This window comes from Nonomuraea helvata (assembly GCF_039535785.1).
In the GTDB taxonomy this organism is placed as follows: domain Bacteria; phylum Actinomycetota; class Actinomycetes; order Streptosporangiales; family Streptosporangiaceae; genus Nonomuraea; species Nonomuraea helvata.
The window spans coordinates 381,700-405,309 of the sequence record NZ_BAAAXV010000001.1 but is presented as its reverse complement, the minus strand read 5'-3'; the positions used below and the strand labels follow the sequence as shown (position 1 = coordinate 405,309).

Sequence of the window (23,610 nt, the reverse complement as noted above, 5' to 3'; positions counted from 1 at the left end):
TGTGTCGGCGGGTAGCCGAGCGGGATGAGCCGGGCGATCGACGAGCAAGTGACGGAGTCGGCGGCGGTGCTCACCGTCAACGCCGGCTCGTCGAGCCTCCGCCTAGATCTTGTGGAGGGCGGTTGCGTGCTGGACAGCGCGCATGCCGAGCGCGCCATCGACCCGGGCTCGGCCAGGGAGGAGCTGGCGGCGTTCCTCGGCGGGCACTTCGGCCGTGACATCCGTGCCGTGGCGCACCGTCTGGTGCACGGCGGCGACGTCGTACGCGCTCCGGTGGTGGCCGACGACGAGACGGCCGCGGCGCTGCGCGGCCTGACGAGCCTGGCGCCGCTGCACCTGCCGCCGGCGCTGGCGCTGCTGGAGGCGGCCCGCGACGAGCTGCCCGCCGTGCCGCACGTGCTCTGCCCGGACACCGCTTTCCACGCGGGGCTGCCGGAGGAGGCCGCGCTCTACGCCCTGCCGCTGTCGTGGCGGGAGCGCTTCGGCCTGCGCCGCTACGGCTTCCACGGCCTGTCGTACGCGTGGGCGGCCGACCGGACGGCCGAGCTGCTCGGCAAGCCGCTGACCGAGCTGGACCTGGTGCTGACGCACCTGGGCGGCGGGTGCTCGGTGAGCGCGGTGTCGGGCGGGCGCAGCCTGGACACGTCCATGGGCTTCACGCCGCTGGACGGGCTGCCCATGAGCAAGCGCTCGGGCAGCGTGGACCCCGGGATACTGCTGTGGCTGCTGTCCTGCGGCCATCTGACGCTGGAGGAGCTGAGCGAGGGGCTGGAGCGGCACTCCGGCCTGCTCGGCCTGTCCGGGAACCTGTCCGGGGACACCCGCGAGCTGGTGGCGGCCGCGCGCGAGGGCAACGCGGCGGCGGAGCTGGCTCTGGGCGTGTTCAGCCACCGGGTGAGCAGGGAGATCGCCGCCGCGGCCACCTCGCTGGGGCGGATCGACGCGCTGGTCTTCACGGGGGAGATCGGCTGGGACCAGCCAGAAGTACGCGAGGCCGTCTGCGGCCGGCTGGGCCTGCTCGGCATCGAGGCTCCCGCCATGGGCAACCGCCACGACGACGGCCCGGTCAGCGCGTACGGCGCGGCCGTCCCCGTCATGGTGGTCCAGGTCCGGGAGGAGCTGCAGCTGGCCCGCGAATGCCTGCGGATGCTCGCGGAGGAGGACGAATGACGGTTCTCGACGAGGTACGCCGGTCAGCCCTGCCGCTGACCGGCCCGGGGGACCTCGACCCGCTGCTGGAGCGCGTGGGCGAGGCCAGATTCGTGCTGATCGGCGAGGCCAGCCACGGCACGCACGACTTCTACGCCTGGCGGGCGGAACTGACCCGCCGCTTGATCGCCGAGAAGGGATTCGGTTTCGTCGGGGTCGAGGGCGACTGGCCCGACTGCGAACGGGTGCACCGGGCCGTGACCGGCGACACCGATCCCTTCGAGGCGCTCTACACCTTCCAGCGCTGGCCCACGTTCATGTGGGCCAACCACGAGGTCGTGGAGTTCTGCCGGTGGCTGCGGCGCTGGAACGCCGGCTTCCCGCCGGGCCGGCGCTGCGGCTTCCACGGCCTGGACGTCTACAGCCTGTGGGAGTCGCTGCGCTCCGTGCGCCGCTACGCCGCCGCCCACCTGCCGGACGAGATGGACTCGGTCATGGGAGCGCTCTACTGCTTCGAGGCCTACGGCCACGACCCGCAGCAGTACGGCCTGGCCACCCGCCTGGTCCCGGAGACCTGCGAGGACGAGGTGGTCAACCTGCTCAAGTCCGTGATCCGCGCGGCTCCCGAGGACGAGCGGGGATTCAGCGCCCGGCAGAACGCCGAGACCGTGGCCGGGGCCGAGCGCTACTACCGGGCCATGGTGGGAGGCGGCCCCGAGTCCTGGAACATCAGGGACGTCCACATGGCCGACACCATGGACCGGCTGGCGGACTTCCACAGCACCGGTTCTTCCGGGGCCAAGGGCGTGGTCTGGGCGCACAACACGCACATCGGCGACGCCCGCGCCACCGACATGGCCGCCGCCGGCATGACCAACCTCGGGCAGCTCGCCCGGGAGCGGCACGGCGCGGACGCCGTGCTGGTGGGGTTCGGCAGCCATCACGGGTCCGTGGTGGCCGCCGACCGGTGGGGCGCCCAGCACCACGTCATGCGGGTGCCGCCCGCGCGGCCCGCGTCCCTGGAGGCGCTGCTGCACGAGGCCGTCGGCGGCCCGGAGGCGCTGTTCGTGGTCCCGCCCGAGGGCTCCAGGGCGGCCTTCTACGACGAGCCGATGGGGCACCGGGCGATCGGCGTCGTGTACCACCCGGAGCGGGAGCGCTGGGGCAACTACGTGCCCACGGTCATGGGGCGCCGCTACGACGCGTTCATCTGGCTGGACGCGACCAAGGCCCTGCACCCTCTGCACGGCGAGCCGTGGCACGACGCCGAACCGGAGACTTACGGTGGGACGCGTCCAGCGGCCCACCGCATGTAGCGGGTCCCGCACATACCCGACAGCCATGTGACCGTTTGTCGGTGGCGGGTGGTTGGATCTCTCGTGTGGAGGCGTCGGTCGAGCAGCTCGTCTACGTTCGGGAGGACGAATACACCGTCGCGCGCATGAGCGCCGACGGCGAGCCCGACTTCGTGGCCACCGGGCGGGCGCTGGCGGGTGTGCAGCCGGGCGAGACGCTGCGGCTGTTCGGCGAGTGGGGCAGGCATCCGCGGCACGGCCGCCGGTTCTCGGTGAGCGGGTGCGAGCGGGTCTCACCGTCGTCGGTGCGGGCCATCCGGATCTACCTGGGGTCGGGGCTGATCAGGGGGATCGGGCCGCGGCTGGCGTACGCGATCGTCGACCACTTCGGCGAGGCCACGCTCAAGGTGATCGACAGCGAGCCCGAGCGGCTCACCGAGGTCGTCAACATCGGGCCGCAGCGGCAGGGCCAGATCGTCCAGGCGTGGCAGGAGCAGAAGGCGATCGCCGCGCTGATGGTGACGCTCCAGGGGCTCGGCGTCAGCCCGTTGCTGGCGGCCAAGATCTACCAGGTGTTCGGCCAGGACGCCGACGAGGTCCTGGCCACCGACCCCTACCGGCTGATCGGGCGGGTGCGCGGCATCGCGTTCCGCATCGCCGACAAGATCGCGCTGCAGTCGGGGGTGCCCGAGCGCAGCCCGCAGCGGATCAAGGCGGCGCTGCTCGACCGGCTGGAGGCGGCCGGCAGCCGCGACGGCCACTGCTACCTGCCGGTGGCCGCGCTCGTGAGAGAGACGGCGGAGCTGATCGAGCAGGACCAGACGCTGGTGAGCCCGGTGGTCGACGCGCTGATCGCCGACCGCAGGGTGGTCGTGGAGGCCGGGCCCGACGAGCGGGGCACGCCGGTGGTGTACGCCAAGCACGTGCACAGCCGCGAGGTGGCGCTGACCGAGCAGATCACCCGGCTCATGCGGGCCCGCTCCACCCTGCCCCTGCGCTCCTTCCGCGACGACCCCGGGCTCCACGACGACCAGCGCGCCGCCGTCAACATGGCTCTGACCAGCACCGTCTCGGTCATCACCGGCGGCCCCGGATGCGGCAAGAGCCACACCGTCAAGGCCATCGCGACCACGGTCAGGGCCGCGGGCGGCACGGTCACGCTCACGGCGCCCACGGGCAAGGCGGCCAAGCGCCTGTCCGAGCTGACCGGGCTGCCCGCGATGACCATCCACCGGATGCTCGCCCAGCAGCCCGATCCCGACCCGGAGACGCTGTTCGACGAGCGGCCGTCGCAGGCCGACCTGATCGTGGTCGACGAGGCGTCCATGCTCGACCTGCACCTGGCCACCCGGCTGGCTGCGGCCGTGCCGTCCGGGAGCCACCTGCTGCTCATCGGCGACAGCGACCAGCTGCCGAGCATCGGGCCCGGCGACGTGCTCGCCGACCTGCTGCGGGCCGAGGCGATCCCGCGGGTGCGGCTCACCCACGTCTTCCGGCAGGCGGACGGCAGCGGCATCGTCGACGCCGCCCACCGCATCCGCGCCGGACGGCTGCCGGTCCGCACGGCCGGCGGCGGCTTCTGGTTCGAGGAGCTCGACGATCCCGCGCAGGTCGCGCGGCGCGTGGCCCACCTGGCGATGGTGGCGATCCCGCGCAAGCAGAACGTCGAGCCCGGACAGGTGCAGGTGCTCTGCCCGATGCGCAAGGGCGAGACGGGGGCCACGGCCCTCGGTCGCCTGATCCAGGACCAGCTCAACCCGGCGGCCGACGACAAACCGGAGCACTGGTCGGGCTCGACGGTCTTCCGGGTGGGCGACCGCGTCATGCCGATCCGCAACAACTACGACAAAGGGGTCTTCAACGGAGAGACCGCGACGGTCACGGCGGTCATCCAGGAAGAGCGCATGATCGAGATCCTGACGGACGACGGCGAGCATGTGCGCTACGGCTTCGACGAGCTCGACGACCTGACCCACGCCTACGCGATCAGCGTGCACCGGTCGCAGGGCAGCGAATACCCGTTCGTGGTGGCGCCGATCGTCGCCGAATCGGGCGGGATCATGCTGCGCCGCAAGCTCCTCTACACGCTGGTGACCCGGGCCAAGGCGTGGGTGGTGCTGGTGGGCCAGCGGGAGGCGCTGGAGATGGCGGTCCACCGGCTGGGCCACCGAAGGAACACCGGCCTGTCCCGCCGCCTCACCCTGGCGCTCGACGACTAGCCCATCGGACGCCCAAGAGCCGGCCGGGACTCCGCCAAGTCCGGGTCAGCCGGTAAGACGCCTGCTCACCTCGTCGGCCAGCCGGTCGAGTGAGCGGTCGAGCAGCTCGCGCACCTCGTCGGCGTGGGACCCCGAGTCGGGCTCGTCGAGCAGCGAGATGTGCACGGTCACCTCGCTGGTGCCGGCGGCCGCGTCGGACACCTGGAGCCAGCCGGCGTAGCCGGGGTGGTCGCGGCCGCCCCACTCCACGCGCAGCTGCTCCTCCGAGGCACGGAACAGCCCCTCGTGCGGCCCCGGACCGGGCACCAGGTCGCCGTCGGCCTCCAGCGTGCCAGGGCCGGCGTCGGCGACCGACAGGCCCTGCGGAAGCCATCTGTCCATGATGTCCACATCGGACGCGACACCGTACACGATCGTGCTGTTTGCGGGCATGCTCCGCGTCGCCTCGAGCTCCGCCATCCCGGCCTCCCTTCCAATGGCACCGCCGTACCCGTGTGATCTGCTCGCAAACCGCGGCCGTCGCGCGGGGGCTTCCCGCTACGGTTGCGCGCGTGGGAATCGCGGGGGAATCGCGGGGGAATCGCGCGGCGAGGGGAGCGGGGCGATGGCTGAGCAGCCACGGGTGCCGCCGGAGATGTTCCGGTTCGCCACCACCGAGCGGGCCGACCTGCACACGGCGGTCCTCCACGCCTTCGGCGAGGCCGCCGAGCGGCTCGAGACGGTGCTGACGGCGGACGAGGTGCGGGACGGGCTGCGGACGGCTGAGTGGGCGGTCGCGCCGGTCGGCGAGCAGGAGCTGGCCGGGGCGCTCAGGCAGCTCGCCGGGTGGGGGCTGCTCGACGTCGTCTTCAACCACGCCGGGAGCTTCGCCACCGCCGAGGAGTACGAGCGCAAGAACCTGCAGTACACGCTGACCAGACGGGGCGAGGCGGCCCTCGCCGGCGCGCGGCACGCGATGGCGGTGCTGAACTCGGCGGGAGCGCTGCAGACCGGCGTGCTCGACGCGATCGCCGAGCGGCTGGGAGAGCTGGAGCGGCTGCTGAGCGACCCCGACCCCCGGCGCGACCGGCGCATCTTCGCCGCCCTGCTGGAGCTGGAGTGCCACCTCGACGCGTTGCGTGACAACACCGGGCGGTTCAACGGCGAACTGCAGCGGCTGCTGCGCGTCGAGGCGGCGGAGCTGAGCACGTACCACGAGGTCAAGGGTGCCACGGTGGCCTACCTGCAGGAGTTCGCCGGCACGCTGGAGCAGCGCGGCGACACCGTCGCCGCCGCCCTGCGCGCGGTGGCCGGGCACGGCGTCGACGTGCTGCACGCGCGGGCGCTCAACGGGGCCGAGCTGCCGGAGGCGCCTGGCACGGACGGGGCCACGGCGTGGCTGGCGGCCAGGGCGGCCAGGTGGGAGGCGCTGCGGCTGTGGTTCGCGCCCGACGATGGTGAGGTCGCGCGGGTGCGGCTGCTCCACGACCTGGCGCGGCGGGCCATCGTCTCGCTGCTGGAGGTGCTCGACCGGATCACCGACTCCCGCCGCCGCTCCTCCAGCGCCGCGGCCGACTTCCGCACGCTGGCCCGCTGGTTCGCGGGCGCGCCGAGCGAGGACGACGCCCATCGGCTGTGGGACGCGGCCTTCGGGCTGGGCTCCGCCCGGCACGCGCACCTGGGGCATGCGGACGCCGAGCTGATCCCGGCCGGGGTGCCGTGGTCGGAGGCCGAACCCGTGGAGGTGTCGGCGCTGCTGCGCACGCGCGGGCGCAACGAGCGGATGGGACGTACGGGCAGGGTGCGCGACGTCGACCGCCTGCGAGCCGAGCGCAGGGCGCGGGCCGAGAAGGAGCGGGCGGAGCTGGAGGCCGCCTGGTCGGCGCTGGCCACCACCGGGGCCATGCGGCTGTCGCAGATGGGGGAGCTCGACCACGACACGTTCGGCCGGCTGCTCGATCTGCTCGGCAGGGCCCTGGCCGAACGGCCCGACTCGACCGGGTTCCGGCGGGCCGTGACCTCCGACGGGCGGGTGGAGATCGTGCTGCGGGCGCCCGACGACGGGCCAAATGACGGGGCGGTGGCGGTGCTGCGTACCTCGGAGGGGTGGTTCCGGGGGCCCGACTACCTGATCGACGTGCGCTCGATCGAGGCGCCTCACGACCGGGAGGCCGGTGAGGGGTTGCACAGGTGGGTGGTGGGAGCATGAGCAGCCTGGCCAACCAGCTCGTCAGAGCCGAGAAGGAGGAGATCGCGCGGGCGATCAGAACCCTGCTCCGCCGCCCCCTCGTCTCCCAGCACGACGACCCCGCCGCCTTCGACCTGATCAGGAAGCGGCGGCAGCCGCTGATCCAGTGGTTCGACTACTTCTGCGGCTGGCGGCTGGTCGTGGAGCCGCGCCAGGGGTACGCCCGCCTGATCAAGGTCAGAACGGAGCCGAGCGCCACCCGGCCCGCCCGGCGCCGCCGCGCCACCAGGGCCCCGTTCGACCGCCGCCGCTACACGCTGCTCTGCCTGTGTGCGGCCGAGCTGCTCACCTCGCCGGTCACCACGATCGGCATGCTGGCCCGGCGCGTCGTCCACGCGGCCGCGGTGGAGTCGGAGGTGCCCGCGTTCGACCCGGTCAGGAGCGAGGAACGGGCCGCGTTCGTGGACGCGCTCACCCTGCTCGAACAGCACGGCGCGATCATCGCCATGGACGGCGCCACCGACGCCTACCTCGACGACGAGGAGGCCAAGGTGCTCTACCGCGTCGACACCACCCGCGTGATCAGGCTGCTCGCCGCCCCCGTGCCCCCTTCCCGGATCGCGTCCGGCTCATGGGACGCGCTCACCACCGAGGCGCGGTACGGCGGCGACGAGCCGACCGAGACCCAGCGCAACCTGTGGGCCAGGCACTCGCTCATCCGCCGCCTGCTCGACGAGCCCGTCGTCTACGGCGACGAACTGACCCCCGACCAGTGGGCCTACGCGGCCTCGCTCCCCGGCCGCCGGCTCATCAGGCGCGCCGCGGAGGAGGCCGGCTTCGTGCTGGAGGAACGCGCCGAGGGCTTCCTGCTCGTCGACACCGACGCCACCGCCACGGACACCAGGTTCCCCGACGACGGCAGCCACGCCAAGGTGGCCGCCCTGCTCATGCTCGACCTGCTCGTCTCCGTCGGCCGCCCCGTCACCGCCGCCCGGCTCGACGCCGAGGCCACGCAGCTGCTGCGCCGCTTCCCGCAGTGGGCCAGGGCGTACCAGTCGGACGAGGGCGGGCCGCGGCTGGCCGCCGACGCGCTGGCGGTGCTCACGATGTTCGGGCTGGCCCGCCGTACGGGTGACCGGGTCGCCGCCCTGCCCGCCGCGGCCCGCTACCGGGTCGACCCGGCCGTTCAGGAGGATTCATGACAGTCACCGAGCTCACCGCCGCCGCCCGCGCCATGCACGGGATGGACGCCCGCTGGATCCCCGTACGCGCGGGAGTGCTCAACGTGTGGCGTTACTACGACGAGGTGTTCGAGTTCCACCGGGGCAGGCTGCTGCTGCGCGGGCCCAACGGCAGCGGCAAGTCCAAGGTGCTCGAGCTGCTGTTCCCATACGTGCTCGACGCCAGCCTCAAGCCGAGCCGGCTGTCCACGTTCGGCGGCACCGAGCGCACCATGCACTGGAACCTGATGGGCGACGGCGCCGGCGGCACCACCCGCGTCGGCTACGTGTGGCTGGAGTTCCGGCATGCCGACGGCCGCTGGTTCACCTGCGGCGCCCGGCTTCAGGCCACCATCCACACCAGGAACGTCAGCGCCGTCTACTTCACGACCGAGGCCCGCGTCGACGCCTCCGACGGCATCCGCCTCACCGGCGAGGGCGGCCAGCCGCTGACCAAGGCCCAGCTCATCGAGGAGCTCGGCACGTCGGGCCAGGTCCACGACTCCGCCGACGCCTACCGCGCCGTCGTGCGCCAGACGCTCTACCCGGGACTCAACGAGGAGCGCTACGACTCGCTCCTCACCGCGCTGCGCCAGCTGCGCACCCCCAAGCTCTCCGAACGCCTCGACCCCGGCCTGCTGTCCGACCTGCTGTCGAGCGCCCTGCCGCCGCTCGGCGAGGGGGAGATCCACGAGATCGCCGACGGGTTCGAACGGCTCGACCGGCAGCGCGAGGAGCTGCGGCTGCTCGACCGCGACGTGGAGGAGGCCGACCGGCTGGCCGCCCGGCAGCGCGACTACGCCCAGCGCGTGCTGCGGGCCGCCGCCGCGGGGGTGATGTCCGCGGGACACGCCCTGGACACGCTGGTCACCGAGACCGAGGCCAGGCGGGAAGCGCTCAAGGAGGCCGAGGACGAGCTGGCCGCCACGACCGCGCGGCTCGGCGAGGAGGAGGCGCAGGAGCTGGCGCTGGCCGCGCAGATCGACGGGCTCAAGGAGAGCGAGGCGTACCGGGCGGGCTCCGAGCTGCACCGGCTCCGCACGGAGGCGCAGGACGCGCACGAGACGGCCGCCCGCCTCCGCGACCAGGCGGGCGCGGCCGCCCGGTCCGCCGCCGCCAGGCAGGAGCTGGCTTCCGCGGCCGCCGCCGTCTCCCGCTCCGCCATGGCGCTCGCCGACCGTGCCAGGACGGAGGCCCGCCACGCGGCCGAACGCGCCGGCCTCCTCGCCGCGCACGAGGAGTCCGAGCGAGCGGGATCCACCTGGGAGGCCGACGACCTCGACGGCGCCCACCCCGAGGCCCTCCCGGACTCGCCTGGCCTCGGCACCGCGCCTTCCGGATCCGGCGTCGCCCAGGCCGAAGCCGGTGCCACCCATGCCGACGCTGCGCCGGACGGTGATCATGCGTCGGGAGGCGGCTCTGTGCCCGGCAGCGGCCCTGTGTTCGAGGACGGCCCTGCGCCCGGTGACGGCCCTGCGTCCGAGGGCGGCCCTGCGTCCGAGGGCGGCCCTGCGTCAGACGGTGGTCCTGCGTCCGATGGTGGGCGCGTGTCGGGGGGCGGGTCCACCATCGGCAGCGGGCCGACGTCCGGCAGCGGGTGCGTACCCGAGGGCGGGTGTGCTTTCGACGGCGACGACGTCGTGCATCGGGCGCGGGAGCTGTCGCGGGCCGCCGTCACCAGCCGGGTCGCCCAGATCCGCGAGGTGCGCGCCGGAGCCGCCGAGCACCAGCAGGCGATCAACGGCCGCACCGCCGCCGAGCAGGACCGCGACCGCGCCCGGGACGCCCTGGCCGCCGCCCGGACGGCACACGACCAGGCGGAACGCCTGCGCGACGAGCGATCCCGCGACCTGGCCGCCGCCCTCGCCGACTGGGCGGAAGGCTGCACACAGCTCAAGCTCGACCCCGAGGAGACGGCGGGCACGGCCGAACGGTCGGAGCAGGCCGACGAGCTGGTCGCCGTCGCGCGCACGGCGGCGGCGGTCAGGCTGGCCGCCCGAGAGCAGCACCTGACGGGCCTGCGCGACAAGCTGCTGGCCGAGCGCGCCGGGCTGACCCGCGAACGCGAACGGCTCAACGACCAGGCCGTCATCGAGCCCCCGACCTCGCACGCCCGGGACACCGCCGCCAGGGACGGCCGCCCCGGCGCCCCGCTGTGGCGGGCCGTGGCGTTCAGGTCAGGGCTCGACCCGGTCGCGCAGGCGGGCGTGGAGGCGGCACTGGAGGCGGCGGGCCTGCTGGACCTGTGGCTGCGCCCGGACGGCGGGTTCGACCAGGGCGAGCATGACGCGTTCGCCGTGGCGTCGCTGGCCAAGCCCGCGCCCGGCTACAGCCTGGCCCACGTGCTGCTCACCGAGGCGGACTCGCCGGTGCGGGCCGACACGGTGCTGGCGGGCATCGCGTTCGCGCCCAGCGCGATCGGCGTCGACCATCCCGCGGTCGTCGGCGCCGACGGCACCTGGCGGCTCGGGCCGGCGGCGGGCCGCTGGGTCAAGCCCGAACCCTTCTACATCGGCGCCACCGCCCGCGAGCGCGCCAGGCGCCGCCGCATCGCGGAGCTGGACGACCGGCTCGGCGAGCTCGCGGGCACGATCGCCGAGTGCGACCACCTGCTCGCCGTGGTCGACGCCGACCGCGACACGCTCGCCGCCGAGCTGCGGCGCAGGCCCGACAGGCAGCCGTACGCCCGGGCGGTCGAGGCGCTCGACGGCGCGGTGAAGAAGGTCGCGCTGCTGGAGGATCAGCTGCGGGCGTACGAGCAGCGCCTGTGCGAGCGCGAGAAGGAGGCCGGCCGGTCGCTGCGGCGGCTCACCGAGCTGGCGGCGGGCCACGCCCTGCCCACCGCGACACCCGCGCTCGACCACCTGGAAGAGGCCCTGCGCGCCGCCGAGGCGGCGGGCGCCGCCTGGCACGACCGGAGGGCCGACGCCCGCGCCGCGAGGGAACGCGCCCGGCACGCCGCCGAGAGCGCGGCCGAATACCAGGAGCTCGCCGTCAGAGCCGTCGAGCGCGCCGAGGCCGCCGCGGCCGCCGCGGTGGTGCTGGCGGAGAAGCTCGCGGCCGTCGAGTCCGTGGTCGACGCCGACCAGGCCCGGGTGCTGGACCTGCTCCAGGAGACGCAGCTCGCGTACCAGGCCTGCCGCCGCATCATCCGTTCGATCACCGACGACCTGATCCGGCTCAACGCCCGGCTCGGCCGGCTCAGGGGCGAGCTCGGCACGGCCGAGGGGAGACACGCCGAGGCGGGCCGCGCGCGGGAGGAGGCGTCGGAACGGTTCCGCCGCCTGATGGCCGGGCACCTGCCGGCGGACGCGCGCGTGGCGGCCGGGCCGGTGCGCGACACCGGGGCGCGGGCCGTGCTGGAGTCGGCCGCGGCCGTCGCCGAGCAGCTCGCGGAGGTGCCGTACGAGCAGCGGAACGTCAAGGAGGCCGAGGCGCGGCTGCAGGACGCCTTCCACCAGGCCAGGGAGATCCTCGCCGGCCGCGCGGAGCTGGAGCTGGCGGCCGACGAGGACGTTCAGGTGCTGACCGCCACCGTCGGCGGCGTCCGGGCCGGGGCGGCGGCGCTCGGTGAGGCGCTGCGCAAGGAGCGCGACGAGCGGCGCTCGCACATCACGGTGGCCGAGCGGGACCTGTTCGACCGGACGCTGGCGAGTGACACGCGGCGGCACCTCGCCGACCGGATCAGGCAGGCGACCGCCCTGGTGGAGAGCATGAACCAGCGCCTGGAACGGGTCCGCACCGCCTCCCGGGTGGCCGTCCGGCTGGTCTGGCAGGTCGATCCCACCCAGCCGCCCGGCACGCGGGCCGCCCGCGACCTGCTGCTGCGCGACCCGTCGGGGCTGAGCGAGTCCGACACGGAGGCGCTCTACGTCTTCTTCAGGGACCGCGTGGAGGAGGCCCGCGCCGGCAACTCGTCGGCCGGCTGGGAGGACCAGCTCATGAAGGTGCTCGACTACACGGCCTGGCACCGCTTCGTGGTCAAGCTGGACCGGGGCGACGGGCAGGGGTGGCAGGAGCTCACCAGGAAGCTGCACGGGGCGCTGTCCGGCGGTGAGAAGGCGATCGCGCTGCACCTGCCGCTGTTCGCCGCCGTGGCCGCGCACTACCAGACCGATCCCGGGTGCCCGCGGTTCATCCTGCTGGACGAGGTGTTCGTGGGGGTGGACAAGGCGAACCGCGGGCTGGTGTTCGACCTGCTGGTGAACCTGGGGCTGGATCTCGTGCTCACGTCCGACCACGAATGGTGCGAGTATCGCGAGCTTGATGGGATCGCGATCCACCAGCTCATCACGGGCGACGGGGACGACGCGGTGACGACCGCCCGTTTCGTCTGGAACGGCTACGGGACCTCGTCGGTGGCTAAAACGGAACATCATCGATGGTGAGCTGATCACGTTCGATGATCACACTTTGGGTGTGTCCCACCTCGTCGATGTCCAGCGTGGCGTCCAAGCGGTAGGCCGCGAGACCGGCTGCTCCTCCCACCAGCGCTCGCTGGCCAGCTGCTCCTTCCTGCCTCCCGAGCTGACGCGATATCGGGGATCGATGAAGGCTTCTTCGAGTGTGGGGAAGACGAGCTCGGGGCTGGCCCGCATGGCGTCCTCCGCGACGATGTGCTCGCGTAACGCTCCCTGGTTGGCGCGGCTCATGATCGCGCACAGGTCCGGCTCCTGGCGCCGGTCTCCTGCCATCGACTCCAGCACCCGCTCCAGGCGTGAGAGTGCGGCCGAGTGGCTGTCCAGCGCGGCGCGGACGTCTTCGCGGACTCCGGCGACCGCGCTCCTCGTGGCGGCGTGCTCACCCAGGCTCGCCCAGACGAGGAACTCCGGTACGGTCGCGCAGAGCGACAGGTAGTGGGAGTGGTAGCGCTCGATCGCAGCGTCGGGTATCCGCTCCAGGGGCTCGTACACTGTCTCCGCTGCGAGGAGATCGATGAGGCGCACGTTGAGCCTGTTCAGCCACCTCCACACCTCATTGAGATTCTCCTCGAACCCTCGCGCGGACGATGGCGTGGGGACCTCGGCGGTGTACAGCACGTCAAGCAGAGCCTTGTGATGATCAAGCTCCTCCCCCGTGACGAGACGCTTCTTGTCAGCGTCCGTGAGACGGAGTTGCTTGCCGAGGTGCTCCTGGACTGCTCGAAGAACGCCGCCATGACGATCGTGGTGTGCGCGGCGCAGATGAGCTGGTGCCGTTCGTAGCCGGAGGTCTTCATCAGCCGGTCGGTGGCGCTGTCCAGGGCCGCGCGCAGCAGCGAGATCGCCTCGTTCTTCTGGTCCACCCACCCCCAGACCGCCGCGAACACCGCCAGCGGCGCCAGCGCCGTACCTCCGAGCGCCACGGCTCCGGCGGTCAGGATGACGCCGCCCAGGAGCTTGTCCAAGCGGGCGATCCGGGGGCGGTCGTGGCGGCCGAGGATGGCCAGTGCGCCCCGATAGGTCAGGCTCGGCTCGCGGCGCATGCCACCTCCACTGACTGCATGAGCCAAGTCTGGCCGATCTTCGACCGCTCCGCTTCCCGGGGAGCCCGAAGAGTCAGAGCGCGGCGGCCCAGGGCGGGTTCGCCCCCGCGACCGAGCACGTGAGCGCCGCCACCCTGGCCGCGAACTCCGCCGCCTCCGCCGCCGTCGCCAGGTCCAGGCCGTCCAGCCGGCCGCCCAGGAGCCCCTTGGCGGACAGGCTGTGCAGGAGGCCGGCGGTGAAGGAGTCGCCCGCGCCGACCGTGTCCACGACGTTCACCTTCGGCGCCCGTACCTCGGCTCTCTCCCCGTCCAGGGACACGAGCGCGCCCGCCCCGCCCCTGGTGACGACGATCAGGCGGGCGCCGGCGGCGTGCCAGGTGTCGCAGGCGCGTTCGATCGGCACGCCCGGCAGCAGGAAGCCCAGGTCGTCGTCGCTGAGCTTGAGGATGTCGGTCCACTCGCACCAGCGAGACACCGGGTAGTCCTCCCGGCCGGCGAGGGTGGGGCGGACGTTCGGGTCGATGGAGATGGTGGCGTGCTCGGAGGCCTCTCTCACGAACGCCTCCACCGCCGTCCTGCCCGGCTCCCTGACCAGCGCGAGCGAGCCGGTGTGCAGGCAGGCGGCCGGGCCGAGCCGCTTCAGGTCCAGCTCGTACGGGCTCCACTGCCAGTCGGCGGTGCCGTCGGCGTAGAACGTGTACTCGGCCTGCCCACCGGGGTCCAGGGCGGCGACGGCGAGCGTGCTGGGCTCCCTCGCCTCGACCGCTGCCGACAGGTCCACGCCGGACGAGGTGAGGTGCCGGCGGAACATCTCGCCGAACACGTCGCCGGAGATGCGGCCGAGGAAACGCGTGGAGGTCCCGAGCCGTGCCAGTGCCACTGCCGTGTTCGCGGGGCCGCCGCCCGGCAGCACCTGCAACGCCAACCCCGCCGCGCCATCGCCACCGCCCTCCCGCCGCGCGCCCTGGTCGTCGAGGCGCTCGGTGGTGACAGGGGGAGGCGAGGAGGTGGGGGTGGTGGGGCGGGGGCCGAGGGGGTGGTCGCCGGGGGAGCGGGTGGTGAAGCCGTCGGCGACGCACTCGCCCAGGACAGCGATCATCGAGCCTGCCTTTCAGGCACGTTGCCGATTTGTTACGGCATGAGGGCATTGACGTTTCTCGGATCGGAGTCCATCATCGCAGCACAGCGGATGTCAACGTTGACATATGTCAACGATGACATCGGGTCCCCCCTGATAGGAACCGCTCATGAATGCAAAGCTCTCGGCCGGACTCCTGGTCGCCGCCCTTCTCGTCACCGGCTGCGGCGGTGGCAACGGAGGCAGCGGTCAGAACTCCTCCTCCTCCACCCCCAAGGTCGGGCTCATCACCAAGACCGAAACCAACCCGTTCTTCGTCAAGATGAAGGAAGGCGCGCAGAAGTCCGCCCAGGCCAACGGCCTGGAGCTGATGAGCGCCGCCGGCAAGTTCGACGGCGACAACGCCTCCCAGATCACGGCCATCGAGAACATGGTCGCCGCCGGTGTGAAGGGCATCCTCATCACCCCGAGCGACACCAAGGCGATCGTCCCCGCGATCAAGAAGGCCCGTGACGCCGGCGTGCTCGTCATCGCCCTCGACACCCCGACGGACCCCCAGGACGCCACGGACGCCCTGTTCGCCACCGACAACCTCAAGGCCGGCGAGCTGATCGGCCAGTACGCCAAGGCCGCCATGGCCGGCAAGCCCGCCAAGATCGCTACCCTGGACCTCGCCCCCGGCGTCACGGTCGGCCAGCTCAGGCACGACGGCTTCCTGAAGGGGTACGGGATCCAGGAGGGCGACCCCTCCGTCGTCTGCTCCCAGGACACCAGGGGCGACCAGGCCAAGGGCCAGACCGCCATGGAGAACTGCCTGCAGAAGGCCCCCGACATCAACGTCGTCTACACGATCAACGAGCCCGCCGCGCTGGGCGCGTACACGGCGCTGAAGGCCAAGGGCCGCGAGAAGGACGTGCTGATCGTCTCCGTGGACGGCGGCTGCACCGGCACGAAGGCCGTGAAGTCCGGCGAGATCGCCGCCACGAGCCAGCAGTACCCGCTCAAGATGGCCGAGGACGGCGTCAAGGCGGTGGCCGACTTCGCCAAGTCCGGCAAGAAGGTCTCCGGCTACACCGACACCGGCGTGACCCTGATCACCGACAAGCCCGCCTCCGGCGTCGAGGCCAAGGACACGACCTTCGGCCTCGCGAACTGCTGGGGCTGACATGGCTGTCATGGAAGCGACGCTGCCGCGTCGCCTGATCACCACGCCCGTCGCCGGCCCCCTGGTCGCGCTCCTGCTGGCCTGCGTGTTCTTCGGGCTCAGGACCGACCAGTTCCTCACCGGCCCGAACTTCTCCCTGATCATCCAGCAGGTCATGGTGGTCGGCACCCTGGCCATCGGGCAGACCCTGATCATCCTCACCGCGGGCATCGACCTGTCGAACGGCGCCATCATGGCGTTCGGCGGCATCGTGATGACCAAGCTGGCCGTCGACAGCGGCCTGCCGCCGGTGCTGGCGCTCGTCGCCGGGCTCGCGATCTGCTCGCTGTTCGGTCTGGTCAACGGGTTGCTGGTGACGCGGATCTCGTTGCCGCCGTTCATCGTGACGCTCGGCATGCTGAACGTGGTCTTCGCCCTGACCCACATCTACTCCAACGAGCAGACGGTCACGGACCTGCCGCCGCTGCTGACGTTCCTGGGGCAGACGTTCCAGGTCGGCCAGACGAACGTCACCTACGGCTCGCTGCTGACGATCCTGCTGTTCCTGCTGTTCGCGTACCTGCTGGGCTCCACGGCCTGGGGCAAGCACGTGTACGCGCTCGGCAACAGCCCCGAGGTGGCCCGCCTGACCGGCATCAGGACGGCCCGCCTGACCGTCGGCGTCTACACCCTGGCCGGCTTCGTGTACGGCATCGCGGCCCTGCTGCTCGTCTCGCGTACCGGAGTGGGCGACCCGCAGGCCGGCCAGACCGACAACCTGGACAGCATCACCGCGGTCGTGCTCGGCGGGACGAGCCTGTTCGGCGGGCGCGGCCTGGTGATCGGCACGCTGGTCGGCGCCCTTATCGTGGGGGTGTTCCGCAACGGCCTGCAGCTGATGGGCGTACCGTCGATCTATCAGACGCTCATCACCGGCGTCCTGGTGATCCTCGCCGTGGCCGTGGACCAGCTCTCGCGCAGGAGGAACCGATGACGACGACCCCCGTCCTCCAGGCCCGGGGCCTGGTCAAGAAGTACGGCCACGTGACGGCACTCGACGGCGCCGACTTCGACCTGATGCCCGGCGAGGTGCTCGCCGTCATCGGTGACAACGGCGCCGGCAAGACCAGCCTCATCAAGGCGCTGACCGGCGCGCTCCAGCCCGACTCCGGTGAGATCCTGCTCGACGGCGAGCCGGTGCGCCTCCGGTCGCCGATCGACGCGCGCAAGCACGGCATCGAGACCGTCTACCAGGACCTCGCGGTCGCGGCCTCGCTCGATATCGCCACGAACATGTTCCTCGGCCGCGAGCTCCGCAAGCCCGGCATCCTCGGCAGCGTCTTCCGCCTGCTCGACAAGAAGCGCATGCGCGAGGAGTCGGCCAGGCACATGGACGCGCTCAAGATCGGGCTGCGCTCGCTCACCCAGCCGGTCGAGTCGCTCTCCGGCGGCCAGCGGCAGGGCGTGGCCGTGGCCAGGGCGGTGGCGTGGGCCACGCACGTCGTGGTCATGGACGAGCCCACGGCCGCGCTCGGCGTCAAGGAGTCCGGCCAGGTGCTCGACATGATCAGACGGGTCCGCGACCGGGGCACCCCGGTGGTGCTGATCAGCCACAACATGCCGCACGTGTTCGAGATCGCCGACCGCATCCACATCCAGCGCCTCGGCCGCCGGGTCGCCCAGATCAAGCCGGGCGACCACAGCATGGCCGAGGTCGTGGCCATCATGACCGGCGCCCTCCAGGTCTCGGACGGCAAGGCGGTGGTGGCTGACCAGGGCGCGGCGGAGGCCATCGGATTGTCCTGATGGGCGGTCACTAACATGGGCGCAATGCGGCGTCCGACGATGACAGATGTGGCGCGTGAGGTCGGCGTCACGGCGAAGACGGTCTCGCGGGTGCTCAACGACGACGGCCCGGTCGCCGTCGAAACCCGCGAGCGCGTCATGGCCGCCGTCAGGAAGCTGGGCTACCAGCCCAACCTGATGGCCCGCAACATGCGGGTCGGCGCCCGCGACGCGGCCATCGGCCTGGTCATCCCCGAGATGGGGAACCCGTTCTTCGGCACGGTCGCGGGCGGCATCGAGAGCGCGATCCGCGCCCGCGGGCTCACTCTCATCGTCGGCAACTCCAGCGAGACGGCGGAGCTCGAGCAGTCGCTGATAACGACGTTCCTGGCCCGGCGGGTCAGCGCGCTCATGGTCGTCCCCTCGGCCACGAGCGACCACCGTCAGCTGCGCAACGAGCGCGTGGCCGGCCTGCCGATCGTCTTCCTCGACCGCCCGGCCGTCGGCCTGACCGCCGACAGCGTGGTCAGCGCCAACCGCGAGGGCGCCGGCGCCGGGGTCGCCCACCTGATCGCCCACGGCCACCGCAGGATCGGTTTCGTCGGTGACGTGCCCGCCGCCCTCTACACCCGCCGCGAACGCTTCCAGGGCTACCGCGACGCGCTCGAGGCGGCCGGCCTGCCGTTCGAGCGGGCCCTGGTGGAGACGGGACACGACCAGGAGGCCGCGGCCCGCGCCACGATGCGACTGTTAGCGCTAACCAATCCGCCGACGGCGCTGTTCGCGGCCAACAACTTCGCGTCGATGGGCGCGGTGGTGGCGCTGGCGCGGGCCGGCCGCAAGGACGTGGCGCTGGTGGGCTTCGACGACCTGCCCCTGGCCGAGTGCCTGGACCCACCGCTGACGGTCGTGGCCCAGGACCCGGCACGGATGGGGGCGGAGGCCGCGGAGCTGGTGCTGTCGCGGCTGGACGGCGACAGGTCCAAGGCGCGCAGGACGCTGGTGCCCACCCGGCTGGTCGTCCGGGGCTCGGGCGAGCTGCCCGCGCCCCGATGATCCTCAGCGAGGAGCGGTCCCTCCGGCGGTGAACCGCCCGATCCACCGGCCTCGGCTAGGAGCGGTCTCTCCGGCGGTGAACCGTCCGCTCCACCGGCCCCCTCACACAGCGCGAAATCGACGTCTGCGAGCCATGTCATCCCGTGGCCTGGCCCATCGAGTGAACCAGCGCAGCACATACTCGACCGGGCCGTACCGGTGGCCGCGCAGCCACCACGCGCTGAGGGCGAGCAGCACCGCGTAGATGACCGCCGCGACGCCCATCACAGCGAGCGGCGACAGCCTGCCCGCCAGCGCCAGCCCGTAGCCGGTGAACACCAGGCAGCACAGCACCGACTGCCCGAGGTAATTCGAGGCCGCCGCCCGTCCTGCCGGAGCCAGCGCGCGGCCGACGGCGGGCACGCGCCTGATCACCTGAAGGAAGGTGACCACGTAGGCGGCGGTCAGCAGCACCGAGGCCACGTTGTTCACGGCCAGCGAGACCAGTGCGAGCGCGTCCCCCTGGGTCTGCGCCCAGGTGAACAAGATCGCGGCGGGCAGCCCGGCGCCGAAGCCGACCCACTGGATCCTCGGCACGAGGCGGGCCCAGCGCTCCGGATTCTCGAACACCCGCGACTTGCCCGCTGCCATGCCGAACAGAAACAGCGCCATCGCCATCGGCCCCTGCCCGATCCACACCATCGCGGCCAGCCCGGGATACGTTTGAGCCTGGAACGTCAGCACGCCCCGCGGTCCGGTCCTGACCAGCTCCTCCACCCGCGCCCCGGCCGCCGCGTCCACCATCGGCGCCGTGCCGCCCGCCGGGTCCAGCAGGCTGAGTCCGGCCAGCCCCAGCCAGAGCACCGACATGACCCCTATGATCCAGCAGCCGACGGCGAAGGCCCTCCTGACCGAGGCGCCGCGCATGGCCAGCAGGATCAGCCCCAGCGCGGCATACAGGGTGAGAATGTCGCCGATCCACAGCAGAAACCCGTGCGCCACCCCGATCGCGAACAGCCCCAGGCACCGCCGCGCCATCCTGGCCTTCACGCTCACGCCGTCACGCGACATGAGCGTGAAGGAGTAGCCGAACAGGAACGAGAACAGGATGTAGAACTTCGTCAGCACCAGCGTGCTGACCAACCATGCGACCGGCCCGTCCGTGATGGGCATCGTGCCGATGCTCACGGCGTAGCGCGGGTCGGAGAAGAACCCGATGTTGGCCACCAGAATGCCTGCCAGCGCGAACCCGCGGACCGCGTCGATCTCGTGCACTCGCCTGGATTCCAGCTTCTGCGTCATGGCCACGACGCTAGAGACGCCTTGCCTGGCGGGCATCGGTCCAAGGCAGGCCCTGGGAGCGACCAAAGTCGCTATGCAAACCAGATCCGAGACCAGCTGGTGGGGGCGGCCGGCTCCAGCGGTGCTCTAGCGGGGGTAGGCGCCGCCGTCGAGGCTGAGGACCTGGCTGGTGAGGTAGCCGTTGCGCAGGACGGCCAGGGCCAGGTCGGCGACCTCCTCCGGGCGGCCGAACCGGCCGACCGGCAGGAGATGCGGGTCGGCCGTGGCGGGGAGCATGGCGGTGTCCTGGATCAGCGCGGGCGCCAGCGCGTTGACCGTCACGCCGTGCGAGGCGACGTGCGAGGCCAGGAAGTGGAGCATGCCGTGCAGTCCCGCCTTGGAGGCCGCGTAGTGCGGGCCGACGATGCCGCCGGTGAAGGCCGCGATCGACGACATGAACAGCACCCGCCCGAACCCGCGCTGCGCCATCCCCGGCAGCGCACGCTGCGCCAGCAGGAACGGGGCGCGCAGGTTGACGGCGATCGTGCGGTCCCACGTCACCGCGTCCACCGCGGTGTAGTCCTGCTGGATGGCGTAGCCGGCGTTGGAGATCAGCAGCTCGACGGGGCCGAGCGCGTCGGCCGCGGCGCGGAGCAGGGCGGCGGGGATCTGGGGGTCGGCCAGGTCGCCTGCCAGCGCGATCGCGTCCACGCCGGCCTCCCGCGCCTGCGCGACGAGGTCGTCGGCGTGCCCGGAGCGGGTGCCGTACGTGAAGGCCGTCCTGACCCCCGCGGCGATGAGCCGGCGTCCGATGGCCTGCCCGATGCCGCCCGACGCGCCGGTCAGCAGGGCCACGCGCCCGTTGAGATCCGTCATGGTCACCTATCTTCCATGTGACGGATGCGTCGAGGGGAGGTTGGAAAGGGGCGTTTCCGTACGTCTTCCTCTGTGTGCTCACGCGTAACTTCCGGTCCACCTGCGTGGTTTATCGAAGGTCCGCAGAAAGCCTCGGCCTTCGGATTGGGGATGAATGCGGTCCCCGCCAGGGGGATGGCCTGGCGGAGCCGGGACAGACCGGAGCGCCTAGCGGGGACCCAGGGGCTCAGGCCGGTCGGCGCTGCTGTTCGATGTACTGCCTGATGACCCTTTCGCATACTTCGATCGTGAGGTCCTCGCAGCGGCGCAGCATCTGCCTCATCGAAGACGTTTCTGCGGAATGTGGTGACGAAGACCAGACCGACATGCGTCGCGGAGACCACATGTCTGCCGCGCCGGTATTCCGCCTCCTGGCTCGCGACCAGGCGATAGTATGTTCGAACTGGTGTGGCGTTGGAGGCTTGTTGGGGGAGGTGTTTTGCGCGTGCTGGTGGGCCGGAGGTACCGGTTGGAGTTCGACTTCGGTCAGCGGCTGTTCGCTGAACGGCTGGGCGGGATCTGCCGCAGCGTGTGGAACACCGGGCTGGAGCAGCGCCGCGCCTATCGGCGCCGGGGTGCGTTCATCGGCTACGCGGAGCAGTGCCGCCAGCTCGCCGAGGCCAAGAACGACCCGGACTGTGTCTGGCTGGCCGATGCGCCGGCGCAGGTCATCCAGCAGACGCTGAAGGATCTGGACGAGACGTGCCGCAAGCACGGCACGTGGAAGGTGCGGTGGAAGGTGCGGGCGAGGTGGAGGCCGTCGTTTCGGTTCCCTACCGCCCAGCAGATTCCCGTCGAGCGGGTCAGCCGCAGGTGGGGGCGGGTGTTCCTGCCGAAGTTCGGGTGGGTGAAGTTCCGCCTGTCTCGCCCCTTGGGCGGGAAGGTGAAGTCGGCGACCGTGGCCCGCGACGGCGCGCACTGGTTCATCAGCTTCCTGGTGGACGATGGCCTTGCCGAGGTGAGTGAACATGCTCGTCCCGGCCGGCATGCCGGGGCGGACCGGGGGTGGTCACCAGCGTGGTCACCAGTGACGGGGAGTTCTTCGATCGCCGTCACGCCGGCGTGAACGGTGTGTCGTCGATGGTGCCGCCGCCGGATGCGACCGGCGACGATCAGGGCAATCCCGGCAATCCCGGCGATACGGGGTTCCTCGCGGCGGGTGAGGCGAGGCGGTATGTGCGGCTGCAGCGGCGGCTCGCCCGTTCGAAGAAGGGGTCGAACCGGCGTAAGCAGGTGGTCCGGGCGATGGGGGATCTGATGCGGCGGGCGCGGTGGCGGCGTGCGGACTTCAATGCCCAGGCCGCGCACAGGCTCACCCGCGACTACGCGATCGTCACGCTGGAAAAGCTGAACGTCCGGGCGATGACCGCGTCGGTCGCGCCGAAACCCGATCCCGCCGCGCCGGGCGCGTACCTGGCCAACGGGCGCGCGGCGAAGGCCGGACTGAACCGATCGATCTTGGATAAGGGCTGGTACGGGCTGGAGACCGCGTTGCGGTCCAAGGCTCGCTACACCGGGACCGACATTCGCATTGTCGATCCCGCGTACACGTCACAAACATGCTCGAACTCGGCCTGTGGGCGGGTGGATCGCAAGTCTCGCGAGAGCCAGGCGGCCTTCCGATGCACCTCCTGCGGGTATGTCGAGCATGCCGACGTGAACGCTGCCAAGAACATCAAAGCCAGAGGACAGGCGGCCGGGTGCGCAGGTTTCTCGCGAGCGTGCTGGCCGGTGTCCTCGCCGGCGGTACTGTCGCCGTCGTGCTGACCCAGACGACCCCCGCCACGGCAGACCGCCGCGGCCACGCTCCCATCGTGATCGGCCACCGGGGCGCGAGCGCCCACCGGCCCGAGCACACCCTCTTGTCGTACGAGACCGCCATCGCGATGGGCGCCGACTACATCGAGCCGGACCTCGTCTCCACCAAGGACCACGTGCTGGTCGCCAGGCACGAGAACGAGATCTCCGGCACGACCGACGTGGCCGCGCACCCGGAGTTCGCCGACCGGCGCGCCACCAAGACCGTGGACGGGCGGGCGGTCACCGGCTGGTTCACCGAGGACTTCACGCTGGCCGAGCTGAAGACGCTGCGCGCCAAGGAGCGCGTGCCGGACCTGCGGCCGGACAACACGGCCTTCGACGGGCTGCCGGAGATCCCGACCTTCGAGGAGGTCGTGAAGCTCGCGCAGGAGCACGGCGTCGGCGTCTACCCCGAGACCAAGCACCCGACGTACTTCGACTCCATCGGCCTGTCGCTGGAGGAGCCGCTGCTGGACGTGCTGAACCGCTACCACGTGCGCAAGGCGTACATCCAGTCGTTCGAGACCGCGAACCTGCGCGAGCTGCGCTCCAAGACCAGGCTGCCGCTGATCCAGCTGATCACGTTCGGGGGCGCGCCGTACGACTGGGTGGCCTCCGGCAACACCCGCACCTATGACGACATGGTGACGCCGGACGGGCTGCGCGAGGTGGCCGCCTACGCGAACGGGATCGGGGTGGACACGCGGCGCGTGGTGCCCCAGGACGCCTCCGGCAAGACGCTCGAGCCCACCACGCTGATCGCCGACGCGCACCGGCGGCGGCTCGCCGTGCACGTGTGGACCGTACGGAACGAGAACTCGCAGCTCCCGACGGACTACCGGCTCGGCAACCCGGCCAGCCCCGTCTACGCCCGGGCCACCGGGAACGTGATGGGCTGGCTGTCGAGGCTGGTCGAGCTGGGGATCGACGGGGCGTTCTGCGACGATCCGGCCATGGGGCGGGCCGTGGTGACCGGCCGGTCGGCATAGGGGCCGTCGAGAGCTCGATCGCCGCGCCCGGGGTCCGGCGCGGCGATCGAAGGCTTTGGCCCTATTCCC

Annotated in this window: 17 protein-coding genes and 2 pseudogenes; 13 read left to right on the top strand and 6 right to left on the bottom strand. The window is 72.0% G+C overall.

Translation table 11 applies throughout. From position 1 onward, the window contains the following. The first annotated feature begins 24 nt into the window (after positions 1-24). The 3 genes from ABD830_RS01760 to recD2 all read left to right on the top strand — a co-directional run bounded on the left by ABD830_RS01760 (position 25) and on the right by recD2 (position 4,663). Positions 25-1,170, top strand: a complete 1,146-nt coding sequence (locus ABD830_RS01760; RefSeq protein WP_344984458.1) for an acetate/propionate family kinase — start codon at positions 25-27, stop codon at positions 1,168-1,170. Beyond that, positions 1,167-2,465, top strand: a complete 1,299-nt coding sequence (locus tag ABD830_RS01755; RefSeq protein ID WP_344984457.1) for an erythromycin esterase family protein — start codon at positions 1,167-1,169, stop codon at positions 2,463-2,465. Before ABD830_RS01760 ends, ABD830_RS01755 begins: the two co-directional genes overlap by 4 nt. A gap of 65 nt (positions 2,466-2,530) precedes the next feature. Beyond that, positions 2,531-4,663 carry an SF1B family DNA helicase RecD2 gene (recD2, locus tag ABD830_RS01750; protein ID WP_344984456.1) on the top strand — a complete coding sequence of 711 codons (2,133 nt, stop codon included), beginning with the start codon at positions 2,531-2,533 and terminating at the stop codon, positions 4,661-4,663. A 45-nt stretch (positions 4,664-4,708) separates the two neighbouring features. Here the strand turns inward: recD2 and ABD830_RS01745 are convergent, their stop codons facing one another. Further along, positions 4,709-5,122, bottom strand: coding sequence for an SRPBCC family protein (locus ABD830_RS01745; RefSeq protein WP_344984455.1), 414 nt, complete (start codon positions 5,120-5,122; stop codon positions 4,709-4,711). A gap of 145 nt (positions 5,123-5,267) precedes the next feature. Here ABD830_RS01745 and ABD830_RS01740 point away from each other — a divergent pair, with 145 nt between their 5' ends. From ABD830_RS01740 to ABD830_RS01730, 3 genes are read left to right on the top strand one after another with little or no spacing between them, the layout of a single operon-like run. Beyond that, positions 5,268-6,851 (top strand): TIGR02677 family protein, encoded by a 1,584-nt coding sequence (locus tag ABD830_RS01740; protein WP_344984454.1) that lies wholly within the window; start codon positions 5,268-5,270, stop codon positions 6,849-6,851. Continuing rightward, positions 6,848-8,032, top strand: coding sequence for a TIGR02678 family protein (locus ABD830_RS01735; protein WP_344984453.1), 1,185 nt, complete (start codon positions 6,848-6,850; stop codon positions 8,030-8,032). The genes ABD830_RS01740 and ABD830_RS01735 overlap by 4 nt, the downstream gene beginning before the upstream one ends. After that, the gene (locus ABD830_RS01730) at positions 8,029-12,438 is read left to right on the top strand and encodes a TIGR02680 family protein (RefSeq protein WP_344984452.1); all 4,410 of its coding nucleotides are present in this window, start codon (positions 8,029-8,031) and stop codon (positions 12,436-12,438) included. The genes ABD830_RS01735 and ABD830_RS01730 overlap by 4 nt, the downstream gene beginning before the upstream one ends. Positions 12,439-12,456: 18 nt before the next feature. Here ABD830_RS01730 and ABD830_RS54075 read toward each other — a convergent pair. Continuing rightward, a pseudogene (locus ABD830_RS54075) lies at positions 12,457-13,514 on the bottom strand (NACHT N-terminal helical domain 7-containing protein). 73 nt (positions 13,515-13,587) lie between these two features. After that, positions 13,588-14,613, bottom strand: a complete 1,026-nt coding sequence (locus ABD830_RS01715) for a carbohydrate kinase family protein (protein ID WP_344984448.1) — start codon at positions 14,611-14,613, stop codon at positions 13,588-13,590. Between the two features lie 148 nt (positions 14,614-14,761). On the opposite strand from ABD830_RS01715, the gene ABD830_RS01710 reads away from it, so the two are divergent. The 4 genes from ABD830_RS01710 to ABD830_RS01695 are packed head-to-tail and all read left to right on the top strand — an operon-like array spanning position 14,762 to position 18,577. Continuing rightward, positions 14,762-15,757: a sugar ABC transporter substrate-binding protein gene (locus tag ABD830_RS01710; RefSeq protein WP_344984447.1), complete on the top strand. Its 996-nt coding sequence runs from the start codon at positions 14,762-14,764 to the stop codon at positions 15,755-15,757. Position 15,758: 1 nt separating this feature from the next. After that, positions 15,759-16,730: an ABC transporter permease gene (locus ABD830_RS01705; RefSeq protein WP_344984446.1), complete on the top strand. Its 972-nt coding sequence runs from the start codon at positions 15,759-15,761 to the stop codon at positions 16,728-16,730. Further along, positions 16,727-17,542, top strand: coding sequence for an ATP-binding cassette domain-containing protein (locus ABD830_RS01700; RefSeq protein WP_344984445.1), 816 nt, complete (start codon positions 16,727-16,729; stop codon positions 17,540-17,542). The genes ABD830_RS01705 and ABD830_RS01700 overlap by 4 nt, the downstream gene beginning before the upstream one ends. Positions 17,543-17,566: 24 nt before the next feature. Next, positions 17,567-18,577: a LacI family DNA-binding transcriptional regulator gene (locus ABD830_RS01695; RefSeq protein ID WP_344984444.1), complete on the top strand. Its 1,011-nt coding sequence runs from the start codon at positions 17,567-17,569 to the stop codon at positions 18,575-18,577. Positions 18,578-18,679: 102 nt separating this feature from the next. On the opposite strand, the gene ABD830_RS01690 is transcribed toward ABD830_RS01695, so the two are convergent. The 3 genes and pseudogenes from ABD830_RS01690 to ABD830_RS54070 form a co-directional block, all read right to left on the bottom strand. Then, the gene (locus tag ABD830_RS01690; RefSeq protein ID WP_344984443.1) at positions 18,680-19,858 is read right to left on the bottom strand and encodes a DUF418 domain-containing protein; all 1,179 of its coding nucleotides are present in this window, start codon (positions 19,856-19,858) and stop codon (positions 18,680-18,682) included. Positions 19,859-19,984: 126 nt separating this feature from the next. Next, entirely contained in the window at positions 19,985-20,713 is a 729-nt protein-coding gene (locus tag ABD830_RS01685) for an SDR family NAD(P)-dependent oxidoreductase (protein WP_344987600.1), read from the bottom strand. A gap of 274 nt (positions 20,714-20,987) precedes the next feature. Beyond that, a pseudogene (locus ABD830_RS54070) lies at positions 20,988-21,138 on the bottom strand (IS200/IS605 family transposase); the annotation flags it as partial. Positions 21,139-21,197: 59 nt separating this feature from the next. Between ABD830_RS54070 and ABD830_RS01680 the strand changes: the two are divergent. From ABD830_RS01680 to ABD830_RS01670, 3 genes are read left to right on the top strand one after another with little or no spacing between them, the layout of a single operon-like run. Further along, a complete protein-coding gene (locus ABD830_RS01680) occupies positions 21,198-21,818 on the top strand; it encodes an RNA-guided endonuclease InsQ/TnpB family protein (RefSeq protein WP_344987599.1) in 621 nt (206 codons plus the stop codon). Next, on the top strand, positions 21,770-22,519 hold the full coding sequence (locus ABD830_RS01675; protein ID WP_344984442.1) for an RNA-guided endonuclease InsQ/TnpB family protein: 750 nt from the start codon (positions 21,770-21,772) through the stop codon (positions 22,517-22,519). The genes ABD830_RS01680 and ABD830_RS01675 overlap by 49 nt, the downstream gene beginning before the upstream one ends. Further along, the gene (locus ABD830_RS01670) at positions 22,453-23,541 is read left to right on the top strand and encodes a glycerophosphodiester phosphodiesterase (RefSeq protein ID WP_344984441.1); all 1,089 of its coding nucleotides are present in this window, start codon (positions 22,453-22,455) and stop codon (positions 23,539-23,541) included. Before ABD830_RS01675 ends, ABD830_RS01670 begins: the two co-directional genes overlap by 67 nt. Positions 23,542-23,610: the final 69 nt, after the last annotated feature.

Excerpts from the sequence above, each read along its gene's own strand:
- ABD830_RS01730 (WP_344984452.1), top strand. The coding sequence starts at position 8,029 with ATGACAGTCACCGAGCTCACCGCCGCCGCCCGCGCCATGCACGGGATG.
- ABD830_RS01760 (WP_344984458.1), top strand. The coding sequence starts at position 25 with ATGAGCCGGGCGATCGACGAGCAAGTGACGGAGTCGGCGGCGGTGCTC.
- ABD830_RS01700 (WP_344984445.1), top strand. The coding sequence starts at position 16,727 with ATGACGACGACCCCCGTCCTCCAGGCCCGGGGCCTGGTCAAGAAGTAC.
- ABD830_RS01740 (WP_344984454.1), top strand. The coding sequence starts at position 5,268 with ATGGCTGAGCAGCCACGGGTGCCGCCGGAGATGTTCCGGTTCGCCACC.
- ABD830_RS01705 (WP_344984446.1), top strand. The coding sequence starts at position 15,759 with ATGGCTGTCATGGAAGCGACGCTGCCGCGTCGCCTGATCACCACGCCC.
- ABD830_RS01715 (WP_344984448.1), bottom strand. The coding sequence starts at position 14,613 with ATGATCGCTGTCCTGGGCGAGTGCGTCGCCGACGGCTTCACCACCCGC.
- ABD830_RS01695 (WP_344984444.1), top strand. The coding sequence starts at position 17,567 with ATGCGGCGTCCGACGATGACAGATGTGGCGCGTGAGGTCGGCGTCACG.
- ABD830_RS01690 (WP_344984443.1), bottom strand. The coding sequence starts at position 19,858 with ATGACGCAGAAGCTGGAATCCAGGCGAGTGCACGAGATCGACGCGGTC.
- ABD830_RS01745 (WP_344984455.1), bottom strand. The coding sequence starts at position 5,122 with ATGGCGGAGCTCGAGGCGACGCGGAGCATGCCCGCAAACAGCACGATC.
- ABD830_RS01735 (WP_344984453.1), top strand. The coding sequence starts at position 6,848 with ATGAGCAGCCTGGCCAACCAGCTCGTCAGAGCCGAGAAGGAGGAGATC.
- ABD830_RS01755 (WP_344984457.1), top strand. The coding sequence starts at position 1,167 with ATGACGGTTCTCGACGAGGTACGCCGGTCAGCCCTGCCGCTGACCGGC.
- ABD830_RS01710 (WP_344984447.1), top strand. The coding sequence starts at position 14,762 with ATGAATGCAAAGCTCTCGGCCGGACTCCTGGTCGCCGCCCTTCTCGTC.
- ABD830_RS01685 (WP_344987600.1), bottom strand. The coding sequence starts at position 20,713 with ATGACGGATCTCAACGGGCGCGTGGCCCTGCTGACCGGCGCGTCGGGC.